Annotated in this window: 15 protein-coding genes; 10 read left to right on the top strand and 5 right to left on the bottom strand. The window is 73.2% G+C overall.

The features are described 5' to 3' along the window. The 7 genes from GTW43_RS09290 to GTW43_RS09260 all read left to right on the top strand — a co-directional run. Nucleotides 1-1,077 (top strand): acyl-CoA dehydrogenase family protein (locus GTW43_RS09290; protein WP_202501252.1); only part of this gene is annotated, 1,077 nt, incomplete at its 5' end. A gap of 46 nt (nucleotides 1,078-1,123) precedes the next feature. Further along, entirely contained in the window at nucleotides 1,124-2,038 is a 915-nt protein-coding gene (locus GTW43_RS09285; protein ID WP_161301146.1) for a LysR substrate-binding domain-containing protein, read from the top strand. 170 nt (nucleotides 2,039-2,208) lie between these two features. Next, the gene (locus tag GTW43_RS09280; RefSeq protein ID WP_161301145.1) at nucleotides 2,209-3,549 is read left to right on the top strand and encodes an MFS transporter; all 1,341 of its coding nucleotides are present in this window, start codon (nucleotides 2,209-2,211) and stop codon (nucleotides 3,547-3,549) included. 12 nt (nucleotides 3,550-3,561) lie between these two features. Further along, the gene (locus tag GTW43_RS09275; protein WP_202501251.1) at nucleotides 3,562-5,238 is read left to right on the top strand and encodes an acyl-CoA dehydrogenase family protein; all 1,677 of its coding nucleotides are present in this window, start codon (nucleotides 3,562-3,564) and stop codon (nucleotides 5,236-5,238) included. Next, entirely contained in the window at nucleotides 5,231-6,457 is a 1,227-nt protein-coding gene (locus GTW43_RS09270; protein ID WP_343245948.1) for a CoA transferase, read from the top strand. Before GTW43_RS09275 ends, GTW43_RS09270 begins: the two co-directional genes overlap by 8 nt. 5 nt (nucleotides 6,458-6,462) lie before the next feature. Then, nucleotides 6,463-7,644, top strand: a complete 1,182-nt coding sequence (locus GTW43_RS09265; RefSeq protein ID WP_161301143.1) for an acyl-CoA dehydrogenase family protein — start codon at nucleotides 6,463-6,465, stop codon at nucleotides 7,642-7,644. Nucleotides 7,645-7,703: 59 nt separating this feature from the next. Beyond that, nucleotides 7,704-8,897: a lipid-transfer protein gene (locus tag GTW43_RS09260; protein WP_161301142.1), complete on the top strand. Its 1,194-nt coding sequence runs from the start codon at nucleotides 7,704-7,706 to the stop codon at nucleotides 8,895-8,897. A 9-nt stretch (nucleotides 8,898-8,906) separates the two neighbouring features. Here the strand turns inward: GTW43_RS09260 and GTW43_RS09255 are convergent, their stop codons facing one another. Further along, the gene (locus tag GTW43_RS09255; RefSeq protein WP_161301141.1) at nucleotides 8,907-9,461 is read right to left on the bottom strand and encodes a GNAT family protein; all 555 of its coding nucleotides are present in this window, start codon (nucleotides 9,459-9,461) and stop codon (nucleotides 8,907-8,909) included. Nucleotides 9,462-9,624: 163 nt separating this feature from the next. Here GTW43_RS09255 and GTW43_RS09250 point away from each other — a divergent pair, with 163 nt between their 5' ends. After that, entirely contained in the window at nucleotides 9,625-11,070 is a 1,446-nt protein-coding gene (locus tag GTW43_RS09250) for an MFS transporter (protein WP_237536499.1), read from the top strand. Nucleotides 11,071-11,245: 175 nt separating this feature from the next. Here the strand turns inward: GTW43_RS09250 and GTW43_RS09245 are convergent, their stop codons facing one another. The 4 genes from GTW43_RS09245 to GTW43_RS09230 are packed head-to-tail and all read right to left on the bottom strand — an operon-like array spanning nucleotide 11,246 to nucleotide 14,852. After that, entirely contained in the window at nucleotides 11,246-11,878 is a 633-nt protein-coding gene (locus GTW43_RS09245) for a response regulator transcription factor (protein ID WP_161301148.1), read from the bottom strand. A gap of 47 nt (nucleotides 11,879-11,925) precedes the next feature. Further along, the gene (locus GTW43_RS09240; RefSeq protein ID WP_161301139.1) at nucleotides 11,926-13,185 is read right to left on the bottom strand and encodes a sensor histidine kinase; all 1,260 of its coding nucleotides are present in this window, start codon (nucleotides 13,183-13,185) and stop codon (nucleotides 11,926-11,928) included. Between the two features lie 16 nt (nucleotides 13,186-13,201). Beyond that, the gene (locus GTW43_RS09235) at nucleotides 13,202-13,918 is read right to left on the bottom strand and encodes an ABC transporter permease (protein ID WP_161301138.1); all 717 of its coding nucleotides are present in this window, start codon (nucleotides 13,916-13,918) and stop codon (nucleotides 13,202-13,204) included. 1 nt (nucleotide 13,919) lies between these two features. Beyond that, nucleotides 13,920-14,852 (bottom strand): ABC transporter ATP-binding protein, encoded by a 933-nt coding sequence (locus GTW43_RS09230; RefSeq protein ID WP_202501250.1) that lies wholly within the window; start codon nucleotides 14,850-14,852, stop codon nucleotides 13,920-13,922. Between the two features lie 294 nt (nucleotides 14,853-15,146). On the opposite strand from GTW43_RS09230, the gene GTW43_RS09225 reads away from it, so the two are divergent. Both GTW43_RS09225 and GTW43_RS09220 read left to right on the top strand, forming a co-directional pair. Continuing rightward, entirely contained in the window at nucleotides 15,147-16,001 is an 855-nt protein-coding gene (locus tag GTW43_RS09225; RefSeq protein ID WP_161301137.1) for a MaoC/PaaZ C-terminal domain-containing protein, read from the top strand. Between the two features lie 45 nt (nucleotides 16,002-16,046). Next, on the top strand, nucleotides 16,047-17,081 hold a 1,035-nt coding region (locus tag GTW43_RS09220; protein ID WP_161301136.1), incomplete at its 3' end, for a Zn-dependent alcohol dehydrogenase.

Raw genomic sequence — 17,081 nt, 5'->3', positions numbered from 1 at the left:
CCCGCCGCCGCGCAGCCGTACCGTGACGCCGCCCGCGCGGCCCTCGCCCCGGCCGCCGGGCTCGACCCGCCCGCCGCCCGCCGCGCCCTCGTCCCCACCGGCTACGCCGCCCCGCACCTGCCGCCCCCCTACGGGCTCGGCGCGGGACCCCTCCAGCAGCTCGCCGTGCAGCAGGAGCTGGCCGCCGCCGGGATCAGGCTCAGCGACCTCGGCATCGCCACCTGGGTCGTCCCCTCGCTCCTCGCCCACGGCACGCAGGAGCAGCGCGACCGCTACCTCCCGGCGACCCTGCGCGGCGACCTGCTGTGGTGCCAGCTCTTCTCGGAGCCCGGCGCGGGCTCCGACCTCGCCTCGCTGCGCACCCGGGCGGAGCGGCTGCCCGACGGGCGCTGGCGGATCAGCGGCCAGAAGGTGTGGACGAGCGCCGCCCAGTGGGCCGACCACGGCATCCTGCTGGCCCGCACCGACCCCGACGCCCCCAAGCACAAGGGCCTCACGTACTTCCTCGTCGACATGAAGCGCACCGACGGCATCGACATCCGTCCGCTGCGCGAGATCACCGGCGACGCCCTCTTCAACGAGGTCTACTTCGACGACGCCGTCCTGCCCGCCGACGCCGTGGTCGGCGCGGTCGACGACGGTTGGCGGGTCGCCCGGCACACCCTGGGCAACGAACGGGTGCACATGGCCGACCAGTTGACCTTCGACACCGGCCTCGAGGCGCTGCTCGCCCGCGCCGGTGATCTCGACGGCGCCCACCGGGCCCGGATCGGCGCGCTCGCGGCCCAGGCCCACGCGCTGGCCTGCATCGGACTCCGGACGACGCTGCAGCAGGTCGCGGGGGAGGGGCCGGGGCCCGGCGCCTCGGTCCGCAAGCTCGTGCAGACCCCGCACCAGCAGCAGGTGGCCGAGCTGGCCCTCGAACTCCTGGGCCCGGCAGGCGCGTTGCGCGAGGGACCGGGCGAGCGCGCCCTGCACGGATTCCTGCTGTCGCGCTGTCTGACCATCGCTGGCGGCACCACCCAGGTGCAGCTGAACGTGGTGGCGGAGCGGATCCTGGGGCTGCCCAGGGACTGACGCGCTGACGGCCGCATCCGACCGTGCGGCCCGTATCGTCGGCCCCGTGGAGCTGAGACATCTCACCGGGTTCGTGGCGGTCGCCGAGGAGCTGCACTTCGGGCGGGCCGCCGAGCGGCTGCACATGGCGCAGTCGCCGCTCAGCCAGCAGATCAAGCTGCTCGAACGCGACCTCGGGGTCCGGCTGTTCGACCGGACCACCCGGACGGTCCGGCTCACCCCGGCCGGGCAGGCGCTCGTCGAGCCCGCGCGGCGGCTGCTGGCCGACGCCTCCGCCGTGCGGCGCACCGTACGTGCCGCGCACCTCGGCGAGGTCGGCCGGGTCAGCGTCGGTTTCGCCGGGGCCAGCAGCTACTCGGCGCTGCCCGTGCTCACCCGGGCCGTGACCTCCCGGCTGCCCGGCATCGAGCTCGTCCTGGAGGGGCAGACGTACACCGGCGAGGCGCTGCGCCGCGTCGCCGACGGCACGCTCGACGTCGGGTTCGTCGCGCTGCCGGTGCGGCGCGGCATCACGGCCCGCGTCGTGCGGATGGAGCGCCTCGTGCTCGCCCTGCCCGACAGCCATCCGCTGGCCGCGCGCGAGGAGGTGCCGGTGCGCGAGCTCGCGGGCGAGCCCATCGTGACCTTCCCGCTGTCCCGCGAGTCGGCGGTGCGCGAGGCCATGGTGCAGGCGTGCCACGACGCCGGGTTCGCGCCCCGGATCGCGCAGGAGGCGCCGGACTCGTACAACATGCTGGCGCTCGTCGGCGCGGGCGTCGGGGTCGCCGTCGTCGTCGAGTCGGCGCGCAACATCCACCTGGAGCACGTGGTGTTCCGGCCGCTCGCGGGCGACGAGGTGCCGGTGCTGCCGATCGCCCTCGGCTGGCGCACGGGCAACCGCTCCGCGGCGCTCGAGGCCGTGCTGCGGGTGGCGGAGGAGGTCCTGCCGACGCCGCCGGACGCCCCGGAGCACTCCGGCTGACCCGTCGCGATTGTGCTCGATCACGTCTGGATCGGACCCGTTACTGGTCTTGGACAGCTCCTAATGGTGCGCGGCAGAGTGATCCGCGTCTCGCGACGGAGCCGGACACGACCCGGACCGCTCCCGGCGTCCTCCGTGGCGGGACCCGCCGCCACGAGAGGACGCTCGTCATGCCGCAAGACGCCCCCGTCCCCGGGGACACCGCGCACCGGGCCAGGGACGCCCGCCGCGCCGGCGTCACCGCCTTCGTCGGCACCACCATCGAGTGGTTCGACTTCTACATCTACGGATCGGCCTCCGCGCTGGTCCTCGGCAAGATCTTCTTCGCCGACGCCTCCTCGGCCGTCGGCACCCTCGCCGCCTTCGCCACCTTCTGGGTCGGCTTCCTCGCCCGCCCCCTCGGCGGTCTGGTCTTCGGCCACTTCGGCGACCGGTACGGCCGCAAGAAGGCGCTCGTCGTCACGCTCACGATGATGGGCGGCGCCACCTTCTGCGTCGGCCTGCTGCCCGGGTACGCGCAGATCGGCGCCGCCGCCCCGGTGCTGCTCGTGCTGCTGCGCATGGTCCAGGGCGTCGCCATGGGCGGCGAGTGGGGCGGCGCCGTCCTCATCGCCACCGAGTACGCCCCGCCGAAGCGCAAGCTGCTCTACGGCGCCTTCGCCCAGCAGGGCTCCCCGGTCGGCAACCTGCTCGCCACCCTCGCCTTCCTCGGCATCGCCCAACTCCCCGACGCCGCCTTCGAGTCCTGGGGGTGGCGGGTCCCGTTCCTGTTCTCCGCGCTCCTGGTCGCCGTCGGCCTCTTCATCCGCCTCCGGCTCGCCGAGACCCCCGAGATGGTCGCGGCCCTCGCCCGCGACAAGCCGGTCAAGCTCCCCGTCAAGACCGTGCTCACCCGCTACCCGCTGCTGGTCCTGCTCGGCGTCCTCGCGGGCACCGCCGGTGTCGCCATCACCTACGTCAAGACGACGTTCGCCCTGTCCTGGGCGACCACCGACCTCTCCTTCGACCGCACCTCCTTCCTCACGGTCATCTCGCTGGCCCTCGTCGTGCAGGTGATCGTGCAGCCCTTCGGCGCCGTCCTCGCGAGCAAGTGGCCGGTCCGCAAGGCGGTGCTGTGGATGCTGCTGCCCGAGTTCGCCGTGCTGCCCCTGATGTTCGTGCTCGTCGGCACCGGCAACTTCTGGCTCGCCGTCCTCGGCATGGGCCTCGCCACGTTCCCGCACGCCATGTACTACGCGGCGCTCGCCGGCATCCTCGCCCGGGTCTTCCCCGTCGAGGTGCGCTACACCGGCATCTCGCTGTCGTACCAGCTGTGCACGACCCTCTTCGCCGGGACCGCGCCCATCGCCTCCCAGTACCTGCTGAACGCCTTCGACTCGATCTGGCCCGTCGTCGCGCTCGGCCTCGGCTACACCGCCGTCACCCTCGCCGGCGTCCTGCCGCTGCTCGCCCGCACCGGCGACGACAGCGCCGGCCGGCCCCTCGACTCCCGTACCGCACAGCCCGCCTGACCCGGAGCCACCGTGAACGCCACGCCCGTCATGAACTTCGCCGACCGCGACCCCGCCCTGCGCCCCCTGCTCGACCGGGTCCTCGCCGCCGACGACCGCGCCCGCCTCGAACCCCACCTCGCCGAGCTCGGCGAGCTGGCCGCGGGCGAGCTCGACCGCCAGGCCGCCCTCGCCGACGCCCACCCGCCGCGCCTCGTCCCGTACACCCCCGACGGCGAGCGCGTCGACGAGATCACCTTCCACCCCGCCCACGACCGGGCCGCGGAGATCGCCTACGAGCGCTTCGGCCTCGCCGCGATGTCCCACAGGACCGGCGTCCTCGGCTGGCCCACGAAGGTCCCGCACACCGTCAAGTACGCGCTGTCCTACCTCTATGTGCAGTCCGAGTTCGGCATGGCCTGCCCGCTGTCCATGACCGACAGCGCGGCCCGCATCCTGCGCCTGTTCGACCCCGAGCGGTACGCGGACGAGATCGCCGCCCTGTCCTCCACCGACCCCGAGCTGCGGGCCACCGGCGCGATGTTCATGACGGAGAAGCAGGGTGGCACGGACGTGGGACTGACCGCGACCGTCGCCACCGACCGGGGCGACCACTGGACGCTCAGCGGCAAGAAGTGGTTCGCGTCCAACCCGTCCGCCGACGTGATCCTCACCCTCGCCCGCGTCCCCGGCCAGGGCGAGGGCACCCGCGGCCTCGGCATGTTCCTCGTCCCGCGGCGGCGCCCCGACGGCACCCGCAACGCGATCCGCGTCGACCGCCTCAAGGACAAGCTCGGCTCCCGCTCCATCGCCAGCGGCGAGGTCACCCTCGACGAGGCGTACGCGACCCCCGTCGGCGAACTCACCGCCGGATTCCGGCAGATGGCCGAGATGCTCAACGTCTCCCGGCTCTCCAACGCGATGCGCGCCACCGCCCTCATGCGCCGCGCCGTCCGCGAGTCCGTCGACCACGCCCGCACCCGGCACGTCTTCGGCCGGCCCCTGTTCGACCAGCCGCTCATGCGGGCCACGCTGCTCCCGATGATCCTCGACACGGAGGCCGCGCTGCACCTGGTGCTCGAGTCCGCCGCCCGGCTCACCGCCGCCGACGGCGGGGACGCCGGGGCGCGTGCCCTCGTGCGCGTCCTCACCCCGCTCGCCAAGCACACCCTGTGCAAGCGCGCCCGCAGCGTGACCGGCGAGGCCATGGAGGTCCGCGGCGGCAACGGCTACATCGAGGACCGGATCGACCCCCGCCTCGTGCGCGACGCCCACCTGGGCTCCATCTGGGAGGGCTCCTCGAACGTCATCGCGCTCGACGTCCTGCGCTGCATGCGCCGCCAGAACGCCCACGCCACCCTCGCCGACACCTACGGCCGACACCCCGCCACCGCCGACCGCTGGGACCTCCTGCGCACGAAGGGCGACGCGCTCCTGCGACTCCCGCAGGACGAGCAGGAGATGCGGATCGGCCGCTACACCGACGAACTGACCCGCGCCGTCATGGCGACCCTGCTGCACGACCAGGCCGACCACGAGACGCGCACCACCGGCGACGGCCGCGCCCTGCTCGTCGCCCGCAGCTACAGCGCCCTGCTCGACGACCCCGACCCGGCCGCGCTGCCCCGCCCCGCCCTGGACCACTTCGCCGCGCTGGCCGATGGTGGACAGGTCCCGCTCGCCGACCTCCGGGAGACCGACCGTGCCTGAGCCCGAGAACCCGCCGGCGCCCCTGAAGGGCATGAAGGTCGTCGACCTCTCCAAGATCCTCGCGGGTCCCTACGTCACCATGTCCCTGGCCGACCTCGGCGCCGACGTCATCAAGGTCGAGCACCCCGACGGCGGCGACCCCACCCGCTCCTGGGGCCCGCCCTTCAACGGCCCGGACGCGACGTACTACCTGGCCGCCAACCGCAACAAGCGTTCCGTCACCCTCGACCTCAAGTCCGCGGGCGGCCAGGAGGCCGTGCACCGGATGCTCGCCGACGCGGACGTCCTGGTCGAGAACTTCCGGCCCGGCTCCTCGCTCGCCGGCCTCTTCGACCCCGAGGAGCTCAGCGCCCGCTACCCGCGCCTGGTCGTCCTGCACATCTCCGCGTTCGGCGACACCGGCCCCCTGCGCGACGAGCCGGGCTACGACATGGTCGCCCAGGCGAGCGCCGGCCTGATGTCCCTGACCGGCGAGCCGGACGGCCCCCCGGTCAAGGCCGGGTACGCGATGGGTGATCTCGGCGCCGCCCTGTTCGGCCTCGTCGGCGTCAACGCGGCCCTCGTCGAGCGGGAGCGCACCGGCCGCGGCCAGTACGTCACGACATCCCTGTACGAGTCGCAGCTCGCCCTGCACATCAACTGGGCGACCGGCTACTTCGCGACCGGGGAGCGCCCCGGCCGGCTCGGCTCCGGCCACCCGAGCCTCGTCCCGTACCAGGCGTATCCGGCGTCCGACGGCCACTTCGTCGTCGCGGTCGGCAACGACGCCCTCTTCGCGCGCCTCGTGACCGCCCTCGGCCACCCCGAGTGGGCCGACGACCCGCGTTTCGCCGCCAACCGCGACCGGGTCACCCACCGCACCGCCCTCAACGCCAAGCTGGAGTCGGTCCTCGTCGACGAGCCCGTCGCGCACTGGATCGCGCTCCTCAAGCCCCTGGGTGTCCCCGTCGCCGCGATCCGCACCCTGGACGAGGTCTACGACTGCCCGCAGACCGCCGCGCTCGACATGGTGCAGAAGGTCGACCACCCCGATGTGGGCCCGCTCCAGCAGGTCGCCTTCCCGGTCACGTTCCGCGGCGCCCGGCCGCCGGTGCGCTCGGCCCCGCCGACGCTCGGCCGCGACAGCCGCGACATACTCGCCGAACTCGGGTACGCAGAGAAAGAGATCGACGCCCTCCTCGGCACCGCCGACCACCGCCCTCACCCGCAAGGAGCCTGACCCTCATGCCGTTCCCCGCACTCGACCCCGTCGACCCGCTGAACCTCGAAGCACTCCTCACCGACGAGGAGCGCGCCGTGCGGGACACGGTGCGCCAGTACCTCGACGACAAGGTCGAGCCGCACATCGCCGAGTGGTTCGAGAACGGCGAGCTGCCCGCACTCACCCAGCTCGCCCGCGACTTCGGCTCGATGGGCCTGCTCGGCATGCACCTGGAGGGCTACGGCTGCGCCGGCATGTCGGCCCGCGCCTACGGCATCGCCTGCCGCGAGCTGGAGGCCACCGACTCGGGCCTGCGCTCCTTCGTCTCGGTCCAGGGCTCCCTCGCCATGTTCGCGATCCACCGCTTCGGCTCCGAGGAGCAGAAGCAGGAGTGGCTGCCGCGGATGGCCGCGGGCGAGGCCATCGGCTGCTTCGGCCTGACCGAGCCGGACCACGGTTCGGACCCGGCCTCCATGACGACCCGGGCCCGCCGCGACGGCGACGACTGGATCCTCGACGGCCGCAAGATGTGGATCACGAACGGGTCGGTGGCGGCCGTCGCCGTCGTCTGGGCGCAGACCGAGGAGGGCGTGCGCGGCTTCGTCGTGCCGACCGACAGCCCCGGCTTCTCCGCGCCGCTCATCAAGCACAAGATGTCGCTGCGCGCGTCGGTGACCAGCGAGCTGGTGCTCGACGGCGTACGGCTCCCGGCCGCGGCCCTGCTCCCCGGGGCGCGCGGTGTCGGCGCCCCGCTGACCTGCCTCAACGAGGCCCGGTACGGGATCGTGTGGGGGGTGACGGGCGCGGCCCGTTCGGCGTGGGAGGCGGCGCGCGACTACGCCCTGCAGCGCGAGCAGTTCGGGAAGCCCATCGCGGGCTTCCAGCTCACCCAGCAGAAGCTCGTCGACATGGCCCTCGAACTGCACAAGGCGACCCTGACCGCGCTGCAGCTCGCGGCGCTCAAGGACGGACCGGCCGGGGTGCACCCCGCGCAGATCAGCTTCGGCAAGCTCAACAACGTCCGCGAGGCCATCGAGATCTGCCGCACGGCCCGCACGATCCTCGGCGCGAACGGCATCTCGCTCGAGTACCCGGTGATCCGGCACGCCAACAACCTGGAGTCGGTCCTCACCTACGAGGGCACCACCGAGATGCACACGCTGGCGCTCGGCCAGGCGCTGACGGGGCTCGCGGCCTTCCGTTAATCGCCTCCTCCTGCCACTATCTGACGACCCGTCAGTTGGTGGCAGGAGGCTGTGCAGCCATGAAGTCGTACATCGTCGGCGTCGGCATGACCACGTTCGAGAAGCCCGAGAGCCGTGACTGGCAGTACTGGGACATGGTCAAGGAGGCGGGCGGCGCCGCGCTCGCCGACGCCGGGATCGCCTACACCGACGTCCAGCAGGTCCCCGTCGGCTACTGCTTCCAGGCCTCCACCGCCGGTCAGCGCGCCGTCTACGAACTCGGCCTGACCGGCGTACCCGTCTACAACGTCAACAACAACTGCGCGACCGGCTCGACCGCGCTGATGATGGCCCGCCAGTTCGTCGAGGGCGGCGTCAGCGACTGCGTGCTCGCGCTCGGCTTCGAGAAGATGAAGCGGGGCGCGCTCGGCGGGGGAGCGGACGCGGGATCCGACTTCAGGACGTCGCCCGTCGCCCGCCACTACGGCATCATGGCCGCCCGCCACGGCTTCGAGGCGAGCCCGCCCACCGCCCAGATCTTCGGTGACGCGGCCCGCGAGCACATGGAGAAGTACGGCACGACCCCGGCGCAGCTCGCCGCGGTCGGCGCCAAGAACCACCGGCACTCGGTGAACAACCCGTACGCCCAGTTCCGGGACGCCTGCACCGTCGACGAGATCCTCGCCGCGAAGACCATCCACGCCCCGCTCACCAAGCTCCAGTGCTCGCCGACCTCGGACGGCGCCGCTGCGGCCGTCGTGGTCTCCGAGCGCTTCGTCGAGGAGCGGGACCTCGGGGACCAGGCCGTCGAGATCGCCGCCCAGGCGATGACGACCGACACCGGGGAGTCCTTCGCGTCCGGCTCGTGCATCGACGTCGTCGGACAGCCCATGTCGCGGGAGGCGGCTCGCCAGGTCTACGAGCGCTCCGGGCTCGGCATCGACGACGTGGACGTCGTCGAGCTCCACGACTGCTTCTCGGTCAACGAACTCCTGACCTACGAGGCGCTCGGCATGTGCGCGGCGGGGGAGTCCGGCAAGCTCGTCGAGTCCGGCGCCACGACCTACGGCGGCCGCTGGGTCGTGAACCCCTCCGGCGGCCTGATCTCCAAGGGCCACCCGCTGGGCGCCACCGGCATCGCCCAACTGGCAGAACTCACATGGCAGCTGAGGGGACAGGCCGGGGGCCGTCAGGTGACCGGGGCCCGCGTCGGACTCGCCCACAACATCGGGCTGGGCGGTGCCGCGGTGGTGACGATGGTCCGGCGGGCCTGACCCCGACTCTCAGACGGCGTTCCACTCGTCGGCGAGCATCCCCATCACCACCTCGTCCCGCCAGGCGCCGTCGTGCAGCGCGACCTGACGGCGCACGCCTTCGAGGACGAAGCCGACCTTCTCGTAGACGTGCCGGGCCCGGTGGTTGTCCGCGAACGCCTCCAGGCCGATCCGGTGCAGTCCGACCGTCCCGAAACCGTGGGCGACGACGAGACGGACCGCCTCCGTGCCAAGGCCTCGCCCGCGCCCGCGCGCACCGATGAGCGTGCGGAACGTGGCATGCCGGTGCTCCGGGTCCCACTCGTTGAGGACCACCTCGCCGACCACCTCGCCCGTGGCCCGATCGGTGACGGCGAGGTCGAGTCGGTCGTGCTGTGCGCTGCGGGAGCCGTACCAGGACCGCAGGTGCTCCCGGGTGAACACGGCGGAACCACCTGTGAAGCGGAGCACCTCGGGGTCCTCGATGATCGCGGCCATGGCCGCGGCGTCGTCCTCGGTGAACGGGCGCAGCACGGTCCTGTCGCCGGTCAGGACGGGCTTGTCGGAGAAAGGCGTGGTGGTCATCCGGGGAGTCTGCGCGGCAGGGGAGCACCGGACAAGAGAATTCGGGGCGGCGACCGGCAGGGGGCGCGAGAGCCTAGGCCCAGGGACGTATGACTTCCGGCCCACCCCGGGTGCGCCGAAATCCTGATGTACGGGGTGGTGTCGCCCTGCGACCATGACACTCATGCTGCGAACGCCCGCCGGTACCGCCGGCTCCGAGACCGCGATACGCCCGCACAGGCCCGCCCCGCCCGCCTGGCTGGTGGTGGCCGTCGCCTGCGCCGGGCAGTTCCTCGTCGTCCTCGACGTGTCCGTCGTCAACGTCGCCCTGCCGTCGATGCGCACCGACCTCGGGCTCAGCGCGAGCGGCCTCCAGTGGGTGGTCAACGCGTACTCGATCGCCTTCGCCGGATTCATGCTGCTCGGCGGCAGGGCCGGAGACCTCTTCGGGCGCAAGCGGATGTTCCTCGTCGGGCTCGGCCTGTTCACGCTGGCCTCGCTGGCCGGCGGGCTCGCCCAGGAGGGCTGGCAGCTGCTCGCGGCCCGTGCCGTGCAGGGGCTCGGCGCCGCGGTCCTCGCCCCGTCCACGCTGACCCTGCTCACCGCCGCCGTGCCCGAGGGCGCCGCGCGGGCCCGCGCCATCGCCACCTGGACCGCGGTCGGTGCGGGCGGCGGCGCCGCGGGCGGACTCGTCGGCGGCGTCCTCACCGAGGCCCTCGACTGGCGCTGGGTGCTGCTGATCAATGTGCCGCTGGGCGCCGTCGTCCTCGCCGCGGCCGCCCGCTGGATCCAGGAGTCCCGGGCCGGCGGCGAGCGCCGGCTCGATCTGCCGGGCGCCGTCCTCGTCACCGCCGGCACGGCCGTCCTCGCGTACGGGATCGTGCAGACCGAGGCGGAGGGCTGGGGCTCGGCGGCCACGCTCGTGCCGCTGGCGGTCGCCGTGCTGCTGCTCGTGGCCTTCCTGGCCGTCGAGGCCCGTACCCGGCTGCCGCTGATGCCGCTCGGACTGTTCCGGGTGCGGACCGTGGCCGTCGCCAACGCCGCGATGTTCGTGTGCGGCATGGGCAGCTTCGCCATGTGGTTCTTCATGACCCTCTACGCACAGAACGTGCTCGGCTACACACCGATCGAGGCCGGTCTCGCGCTCGTCCCCAGCTCGCTCGCGGTCGTCGCGGGCTCCAAGCTGGCGCCGCGCCTGATGCGGCGCATCGGCGCGCGGAACGTGGCCTCGCTCGGTGTGCTCGTCACCGCCGCCGGGTTCTTCTGGCAGTCGACCATGACCGAGCACGGCGTGTACGTGACGACGATCATGCTGCCCGGGATCGTGATGATGGCGGGCGCCGGGCTGGCCATGACGCCGCTCGCGTCGCTGGCCACGTCGGGGGCGGCGGCGTCCGACGCGGGGCTCGTGTCGGGGCTCGTCAACACCTCGCGGACGCTGGGCGGGGCGCTGGGGCTCTCCGTGCTCTCGACGGTCGCGGCGAGCCGCTCCGCGGGGCGGGGCGATCCCGGTGCGCTCAGTGACGGGTACGCGGGGGCGTTCCTGGTCGGCGGCGTGATCCTGCTGGTGGCGCTGGCCATCCTGATCGCGGGGCTGCCGCGGACGCGTGCGTCGCGGCCCACCGGCTGAGCGCGGCCGGTCGCGCAGCCTCTCCGACGGAGGATGGAGGTGGCGGACGCGGTCCGCCCCTTCAGGGGCGCGGGGCTGTGACATCAGCGGCTCCGCCGCGGGGCGCGACCGGCCCCCACCGGCCCGCGGGGACCCCACGACGCCAGATCCCCGGAGCCCGCCGCAGGCGAACGCGTCAGAGCCACCCCCGCCGGCGCGCCTCCCGCACCGCCTCCATCCGGTTGCGCGTACCGGTCTTCCCGATGGCCGACGACAGATAGTTCCGCACCGTCGACTCGGAGAGATGCAGTTTCCCGGCGATGTCGGAGACGGTCGCACCGTCCACCGCCGCCCGCAGCACATCCCCCTCCCGCCCGGTCAGGGGACTCGGCCCCGCCGACAGCGCGGCCGCGGCGAGCGCCGGGTCCACCACGGTCTCCCCGCGCAGCACCTTGCGGATGGACTCGGCGAGGTCCTCGACCGGCCCGTCCTTGACGAGGAACCCGGCCGCCCCGGCCTCCATGGCCCGCCGCAGATACCCCGGCCGCCCGAACGTCGTCAGGATCAGGACCCGGCAGTCGGGCACCTGCTCGCGCAGGTCGGCCGCCGCGTCCAGTCCGCTGCGGCCCGGCAGTTCGATGTCCAGGAGCGCCACGTCCGGCCGGCACGCGAGCGCCGTGTCGACGATGACGTCCCCGGCGGCGACCTGGGCCACCACCTCCAGGTCGGGCTCCAGGCCGAGCAGCAGCGCGAGCGCGCCCCGCATCATGCCCTGGTCCTCGGCGAGCAGCACGCGCACACTCTTGGCCGGCGGGTGGTCCTGCGGCATCTCGGTCACGGGGGAGAGATTACGGTGCCGGACGCGATCCGGCCCGGTCAGCTCTGCTCCACGAGCGTCGGCGGCGGCGCGGACTCCGGCTCACCGGCCGGGAGTTCGGCCCGTACGGTGAACCCGCCGCGCGGCCCGGGCGCCGCCTCCAGGGAGCCGCCCGCGCTCGCGAGCCGCTCGGTGAGGCCCTTCAGGCCGGTGCCGCCGACGGGCCCCGGGGCCGCGGCCGCCGCGCCCACCCCGTCGTCGGAGACCCGCAGCCGCACCCGCTCGCCGAGGCGGTCGAGGGTGATGGTGCAGCGTCCGGCGCGGCTGTGCCGCACCGCGTTGGTGACCGCCTCGCGCACGACCCAGCCGAGCAGCGCCTCGGTCTGCGCGGACAGTGGCGGCCCCGACCGGCGCACGACGGGCTCGATACCGGCCGCGGTGAGCGCCGAGCGGGCCCGGTCCAGCTCGGTGGCGAGGCTGCCCTCCCGGTAGCCGGTGACGGCCTCCCGGATCTCGGTGAGGGCCTGCCGGCCGACGGCCTCGATGTCGGAGACCTGTTCCAGCGCCGAGTCGAGGCTGCGCGGCGCGAGCCTGCGGGCCGCCTCGGCCTTCACGACGATGACGGACAGGGTGTGCCCGAGCAGGTCGTGCAGGTCGCGGGAGAAGCGCAGCCGTTCCTTCTCGACGGCCTGCCGGGCCAGTTCCTCGCGGGCCGAGCGCAGTTCGCGCACGGCCTCGGACAGGGAGAGGATCGCCGCGGTGACCATGGTGGACAGGAAGGTGCCGTAGGCGACGCCGATCGCGCCCCAGCCGTCGCGCAGCCCGGCGACGACCGCGGAGAGCACGGTCAGGGCGAGCCCGATCTTCCCCAGGTGCGGGCCGCGGGCCACGGCGCCGACGGCGAGGCCGAGCAGCGGGAAGAACGCCAGCCAGTTGCCGCCGTAGCCGCCGGCGAGCGCGCAGGTCAGCAGGGTCATGACGGCGACCGCGAGCCGCGTCGCCGTGGAGTTGCGGCTCTTCTTGTCGAAGGCGCGGAACACCACGAAGATGTAGAGCGAGTTGAAGGCGAGCAGGCCGAGGCCGCCGATCACCGGGTTGGACGCCTTGCCCTGGAGCAGGTTGGACAGGCCGCCCATGCCCATGAGCAGCCACGGCACCAGGGCGAATCCGCTGGGCGGCGGGCCCAGTTCCTCCGCGGGCCGGCCCTCTCCGCACTCCTTGCGGGCCGCCTTGACCCGCGCGTTCTCCGCCTTCCAGGCGTCCCGTTCCCGCTGCCAGACCGTCCAGCGCCGGCGCGACCTCGTCACGAACCCGTTCATGTCCCGACTTCCCGTCTCAGATGGTGCGCGCGGCCTTGCGGTACGAGACCACAGCGTACGAACCGAAGGCCAGCAGCCACCCGGTCAGGACGGCGAGGGCCGCGAGCGAGGGCGCGTGCCCGTCCGCCACGGCGGTGCCGAGCTGGGAGAAGCGGTTCGTGGGGGTGTACGACGACACGTGCTGGAGCCAGTCCGGGAACAGCGTCACCGGGAACCACAGCCCGCCGAGCACCGCGAGTCCCAGGTAGCAGAGCATGTTGACGCCGCCCATGGCCTGCGAGGTCATCCGGTAGCCGTTGCCGAGGCCCAGCATGGTGAAGGGCAGCGAGCCGAGCCACAGCACCAGGGCGATCGCCGGCCACTTCCAGAGGTCGAGCCGCACGCCGTTGACCAGGGCGCCGGAGAGCATGACGGCCGAGATGGCGGGCAGCACCGTCACGGCCCCGGTCAGGGCCCGGCCGAGGACGCCCTGGCGGGCGGTCATCGGGGTGATCCGCAGCTGCCGCAGCCAGCCGATGGCCCGGTCCTCGGCGACGCCGCCCGCCGTGTTCAGGGCGGCGCCGAGCGCGCCGTAGGCCGCCATGCCGATCATCGACGCGGTCTTCCAGGTGCCGTCGTCGGTGCCGAGGTTGGTGAACAGCAGGTACATCATCACGGGCATCGCGACGGAGCCGATCACGAACCGGCCGTCCCGCAGGGTGCGCCGCACCTCGAGTCGCAGGTAGTCCCACATGTCACACACGCTCCAGGTCGCGGGGGTCCGCGGTCAGCGCCAGGAAGGCGTCGTCGAGGGAGGCCGGTGCGACCTCCAGGTTCCGTACGGCGTCCAGCGCGGCCAGCGCCATGACGGTGGCGTCGGGGTCCTCGGTGCGCAGCCGCGCCCGGTCGCCGCGGACCTCGACGGACACGACGCCCGGCAGCAGCGGCAGCCCCTCGGTGCCGCGTCCGGCGAGGTCGAAGCAGACCAGGCTGCCGCCGGCCGCCCGGCGCAGTTCCTCGCCGCTGCCGTCGGCCACGACCCGGCCGTGGTCGATCACCACGATGCGGTCCGCGTGCGCGTCGGCCTCCTCCAGGTAGTGCGTGGAGAAGAGCACGGTGTGGCCGCGCCGCGCGTACGCCCGCATCGACGACCAGAACGCGTGCCTGGCCTCCACGTCGAGCGCGGCGGTCGGCTCGTCCAGGACGATCAGCGCCGGGTTCCCGGCGAGCGCCACCGCGAAGCGGACCCGCTGGGTCTGACCGCCGGACAGCTTGTCCACCCGGCGGCCGGCCAGCTCCTCGATACCGGCCAGGCGCAGGGCCTCCGGCACGTCCATCGGGGCCGGGTAGCGGCCGGCGACGAAGCCGACCAGCTCCGCCACGGTGACCCGGGGCACCGCCTTGCCCTCCTGGAGCATGGCGCCGACCCGGCCGGCGAGCACGGCCTCCTGCGGGGTCCCGCTGAACAGCTCCACGCGGCCCTCGTCGGGCTCGTCCAGGCCGAGCAGCAGCGAGATGGTGGTGGACTTGCCCGCGCCGTTGCGGCCGAGCAGTGCCACGGTCTCCCCGCTCGCGATCCGGAGGTCGAGCCCGGCCACCGCAGTGACCTGCCCGAACGTCTTGACGGCCCCCGTGAAGGACACGGCGGGCGCGGGGCCCGGGCCGGTGTGTGTCGTCTTCGTCGTCATGACCACGACGCTACGGAGCGTGCGGGCGCGGCGGCAGATGCGCTTGTCCGGAGATCGGCAGGACAAATGTCACGGTCCGGCGCCCGCCGCGATTCGCCCCCAGTTTCTGACTGGGCGTCAGAATTGCGGCTCCCGGCCCTTCCCAACCCCCACGCTCTTGGCTATACATGAGGATCGCCGGGAGAATGAAACAGGTTCTAGAACCGGCCTCTGACGACCTCGGCGCGACCGACGGTGCGGACGGCCGCGCCGAGGTCTCGAACGACCCGTACGACGTGAGGAGCGCCCGACCCCATGCCCATCGACGCCGCGAAGGCCGTGGCCGCAGAGCCCCGGTCCGCCGACATCACCTGGGACCACAAGGACATCCAGCTCTACCACCTGGGACTCGGAGCGGGCGTCCCCGCCACCGACCCCGACGAGCTGCGCTACACCCTGGAGTCGAACCTGCACGTCCTGCCCAGCTTCGCGACCGTCGCGGGCGCCGGCATGGGCGTCGTCGGCGGCCTCTCGGCCCCCGGCATCGACGTCGACCTCGCGCGTGTGCTGCACGGCGGCCAGAGCATCACCCTGCACCGCCCCATCCCCGTCCGCGGACAGGCGATCAGCACCTCACGCGTCGCCGCCGTCCACGACAAGACCAAGGCCGCCGTCCTCGTCCTGCGCACCGAAGCCGCCGACGAGGACGGGCCGTTGTGGACCAGCGACGCCCAGATCTACGTCCGCGGCGAGGGCGGCTTCGGCGGCGATCGCGGCCCGTCCGCACGGCTCGACGTCCCCGACCGCGCGCCCGACCGCACCGTCGACCTGCCGGTCCGCGAGGAGCAGGCGCTCCTCTACCGCCTCTCCGGCGACTGGAACCCGCTGCACGCCGACCCCGAGTTCGCCAAGCTCGCCGGGTTCGACCGGCCCATCCTGCACGGCCTGTGCTCGTACGGCATGACGCTCAAGGCCGTCGTCGACCACGTCCTCGGCGGCGACGTCTCCCGCGTCACCCGCTACGGCACACGCTTCGCCGGAGTCGTCTTCCCCGGCGAGACGCTGCGCGTGCGGATGTGGCAGGAGCCGGGCCGGACCCAGGTCACCGTCGCGGCGGTCGAGCGGGACGAGGCGCCGGTCCTCGCCGACACCGTCGTCGAACACAGCTGAAAGAGCCCCCGTACGTGACGTAGCGACGCGAAGGAGCCGCACCCCATGCGAGCAGCCGTACTGCACGAGATAGGCCAGGACAAACTCGAGGTGCTGGACGACGTCGAGGCGGTCGGCTTCGGCCCGGGCAAGGTGAGGATCCGGGTGCGGGCCACGGGCCTGTGCCACTCCGACGTCTCCGCGATGAACGGCGTACTGCCGCAGCCCGCGCCGTTCGTCCCCGGGCACGAGGGCGCGGGCGAGATCGTCGACGTCGGCGACGGCGTCACGCACCTGACTCCAGGGCAGCGCGTCCTCGTGTGCTGGCTGCCCGCGTGCGGTGCCTGTCCGGCCTGCAAGCGGGGCCAGACCCAGCTGTGCCTGGCCGGGTTCATGAACGCGGGCACGCCCAACTTCAAGCGGCCCGGCGGCGACGTCTTCGGCTTCGCCGGCACCGGTACGTTCACCGAGGAGGTCGTGGTCGACGCGGGCTGCGCCGTGCCGATCCCCGACGACGTGCCCTTCGACATCGCCGCGCTCATCGGGTGCGGGGTCACGACGGGGCTCGGCGCGGCCATCAACACCGCGGATGTGAAGGCCGGTTCGTCGGTCGCGGTGATCGGGTGCGGCGGGGTCGGGATCTCGGCGATCCAGGGGGCGCGGCTCAAGGGCGCCGCCCAGATCGTGGCCGTCGACCCCGTCGCGTCGCGGCGCGAGGCGGCGCTCACGTTCGGCGCGACGGAGGCGGTCGCGCCGGACGCCCTCGGTGACGCCAAGCAGCGCATCACCGCGGGGGAGGGGTTCGACTACGTCTTCGAGGTCGTGGGCAAGTCGGCGACCGCGCGGACCGCGTACGAGACGACCCGGCGGGGCGGCACGCTCGTCGTCGTCGGCGCCGGCGCCCTCGACGACTTCCTCCAGCTCAACATGTTCGAGCTCTTCTTCGACGAGAAGCGGATCCTGCCCTCGATGTACGGGGGCGGAGACGTCCTGGCCTCCTACGAGCGGGCCATCGCGCTCTGGCGGGCCGGCCGTATCGACCTGGCCTCCCTGATCACGCACCGGGTCCCGCTGACGGACATCAACGAGGCCCTGACCCAA

The sequence above is a fragment of the Streptomyces sp. SID5785 genome (assembly GCF_009870065.1).
Classification (GTDB): Bacteria; Actinomycetota; Actinomycetes; order Streptomycetales; family Streptomycetaceae; genus Streptomyces.
Note: the sequence above shows the minus strand (reverse complement) of the source record. Positions and strands in the feature narration are given on the sequence as shown.

What these genes read in the sequence shown, in the direction of transcription:
- GTW43_RS09280 (WP_161301145.1), top strand. Translation starts at nt 2,209, where the DNA reads ATGCCGCAAGACGCCCCCGTCCCCGGGGACACCGCGCACCGGGCCAGG.
- GTW43_RS09265 (WP_161301143.1), top strand. Translation starts at nt 6,463, where the DNA reads ATGCCGTTCCCCGCACTCGACCCCGTCGACCCGCTGAACCTCGAAGCA.
- GTW43_RS09260 (WP_161301142.1), top strand. Translation starts at nt 7,704, where the DNA reads ATGAAGTCGTACATCGTCGGCGTCGGCATGACCACGTTCGAGAAGCCC.
- GTW43_RS09255 (WP_161301141.1), bottom strand. Translation starts at nt 9,461, where the DNA reads ATGACCACCACGCCTTTCTCCGACAAGCCCGTCCTGACCGGCGACAGG.
- GTW43_RS09250 (WP_237536499.1), top strand. Translation starts at nt 9,625, where the DNA reads ATGCTGCGAACGCCCGCCGGTACCGCCGGCTCCGAGACCGCGATACGC.
- GTW43_RS09245 (WP_161301148.1), bottom strand. Translation starts at nt 11,878, where the DNA reads ATGCCGCAGGACCACCCGCCGGCCAAGAGTGTGCGCGTGCTGCTCGCC.
- GTW43_RS09240 (WP_161301139.1), bottom strand. Translation starts at nt 13,185, where the DNA reads ATGAACGGGTTCGTGACGAGGTCGCGCCGGCGCTGGACGGTCTGGCAG.
- GTW43_RS09235 (WP_161301138.1), bottom strand. Translation starts at nt 13,918, where the DNA reads ATGTGGGACTACCTGCGACTCGAGGTGCGGCGCACCCTGCGGGACGGC.
- GTW43_RS09230 (WP_202501250.1), bottom strand. Translation starts at nt 14,852, where the DNA reads ATGACGACGAAGACGACACACACCGGCCCGGGCCCCGCGCCCGCCGTG.
- GTW43_RS09225 (WP_161301137.1), top strand. Translation starts at nt 15,147, where the DNA reads ATGCCCATCGACGCCGCGAAGGCCGTGGCCGCAGAGCCCCGGTCCGCC.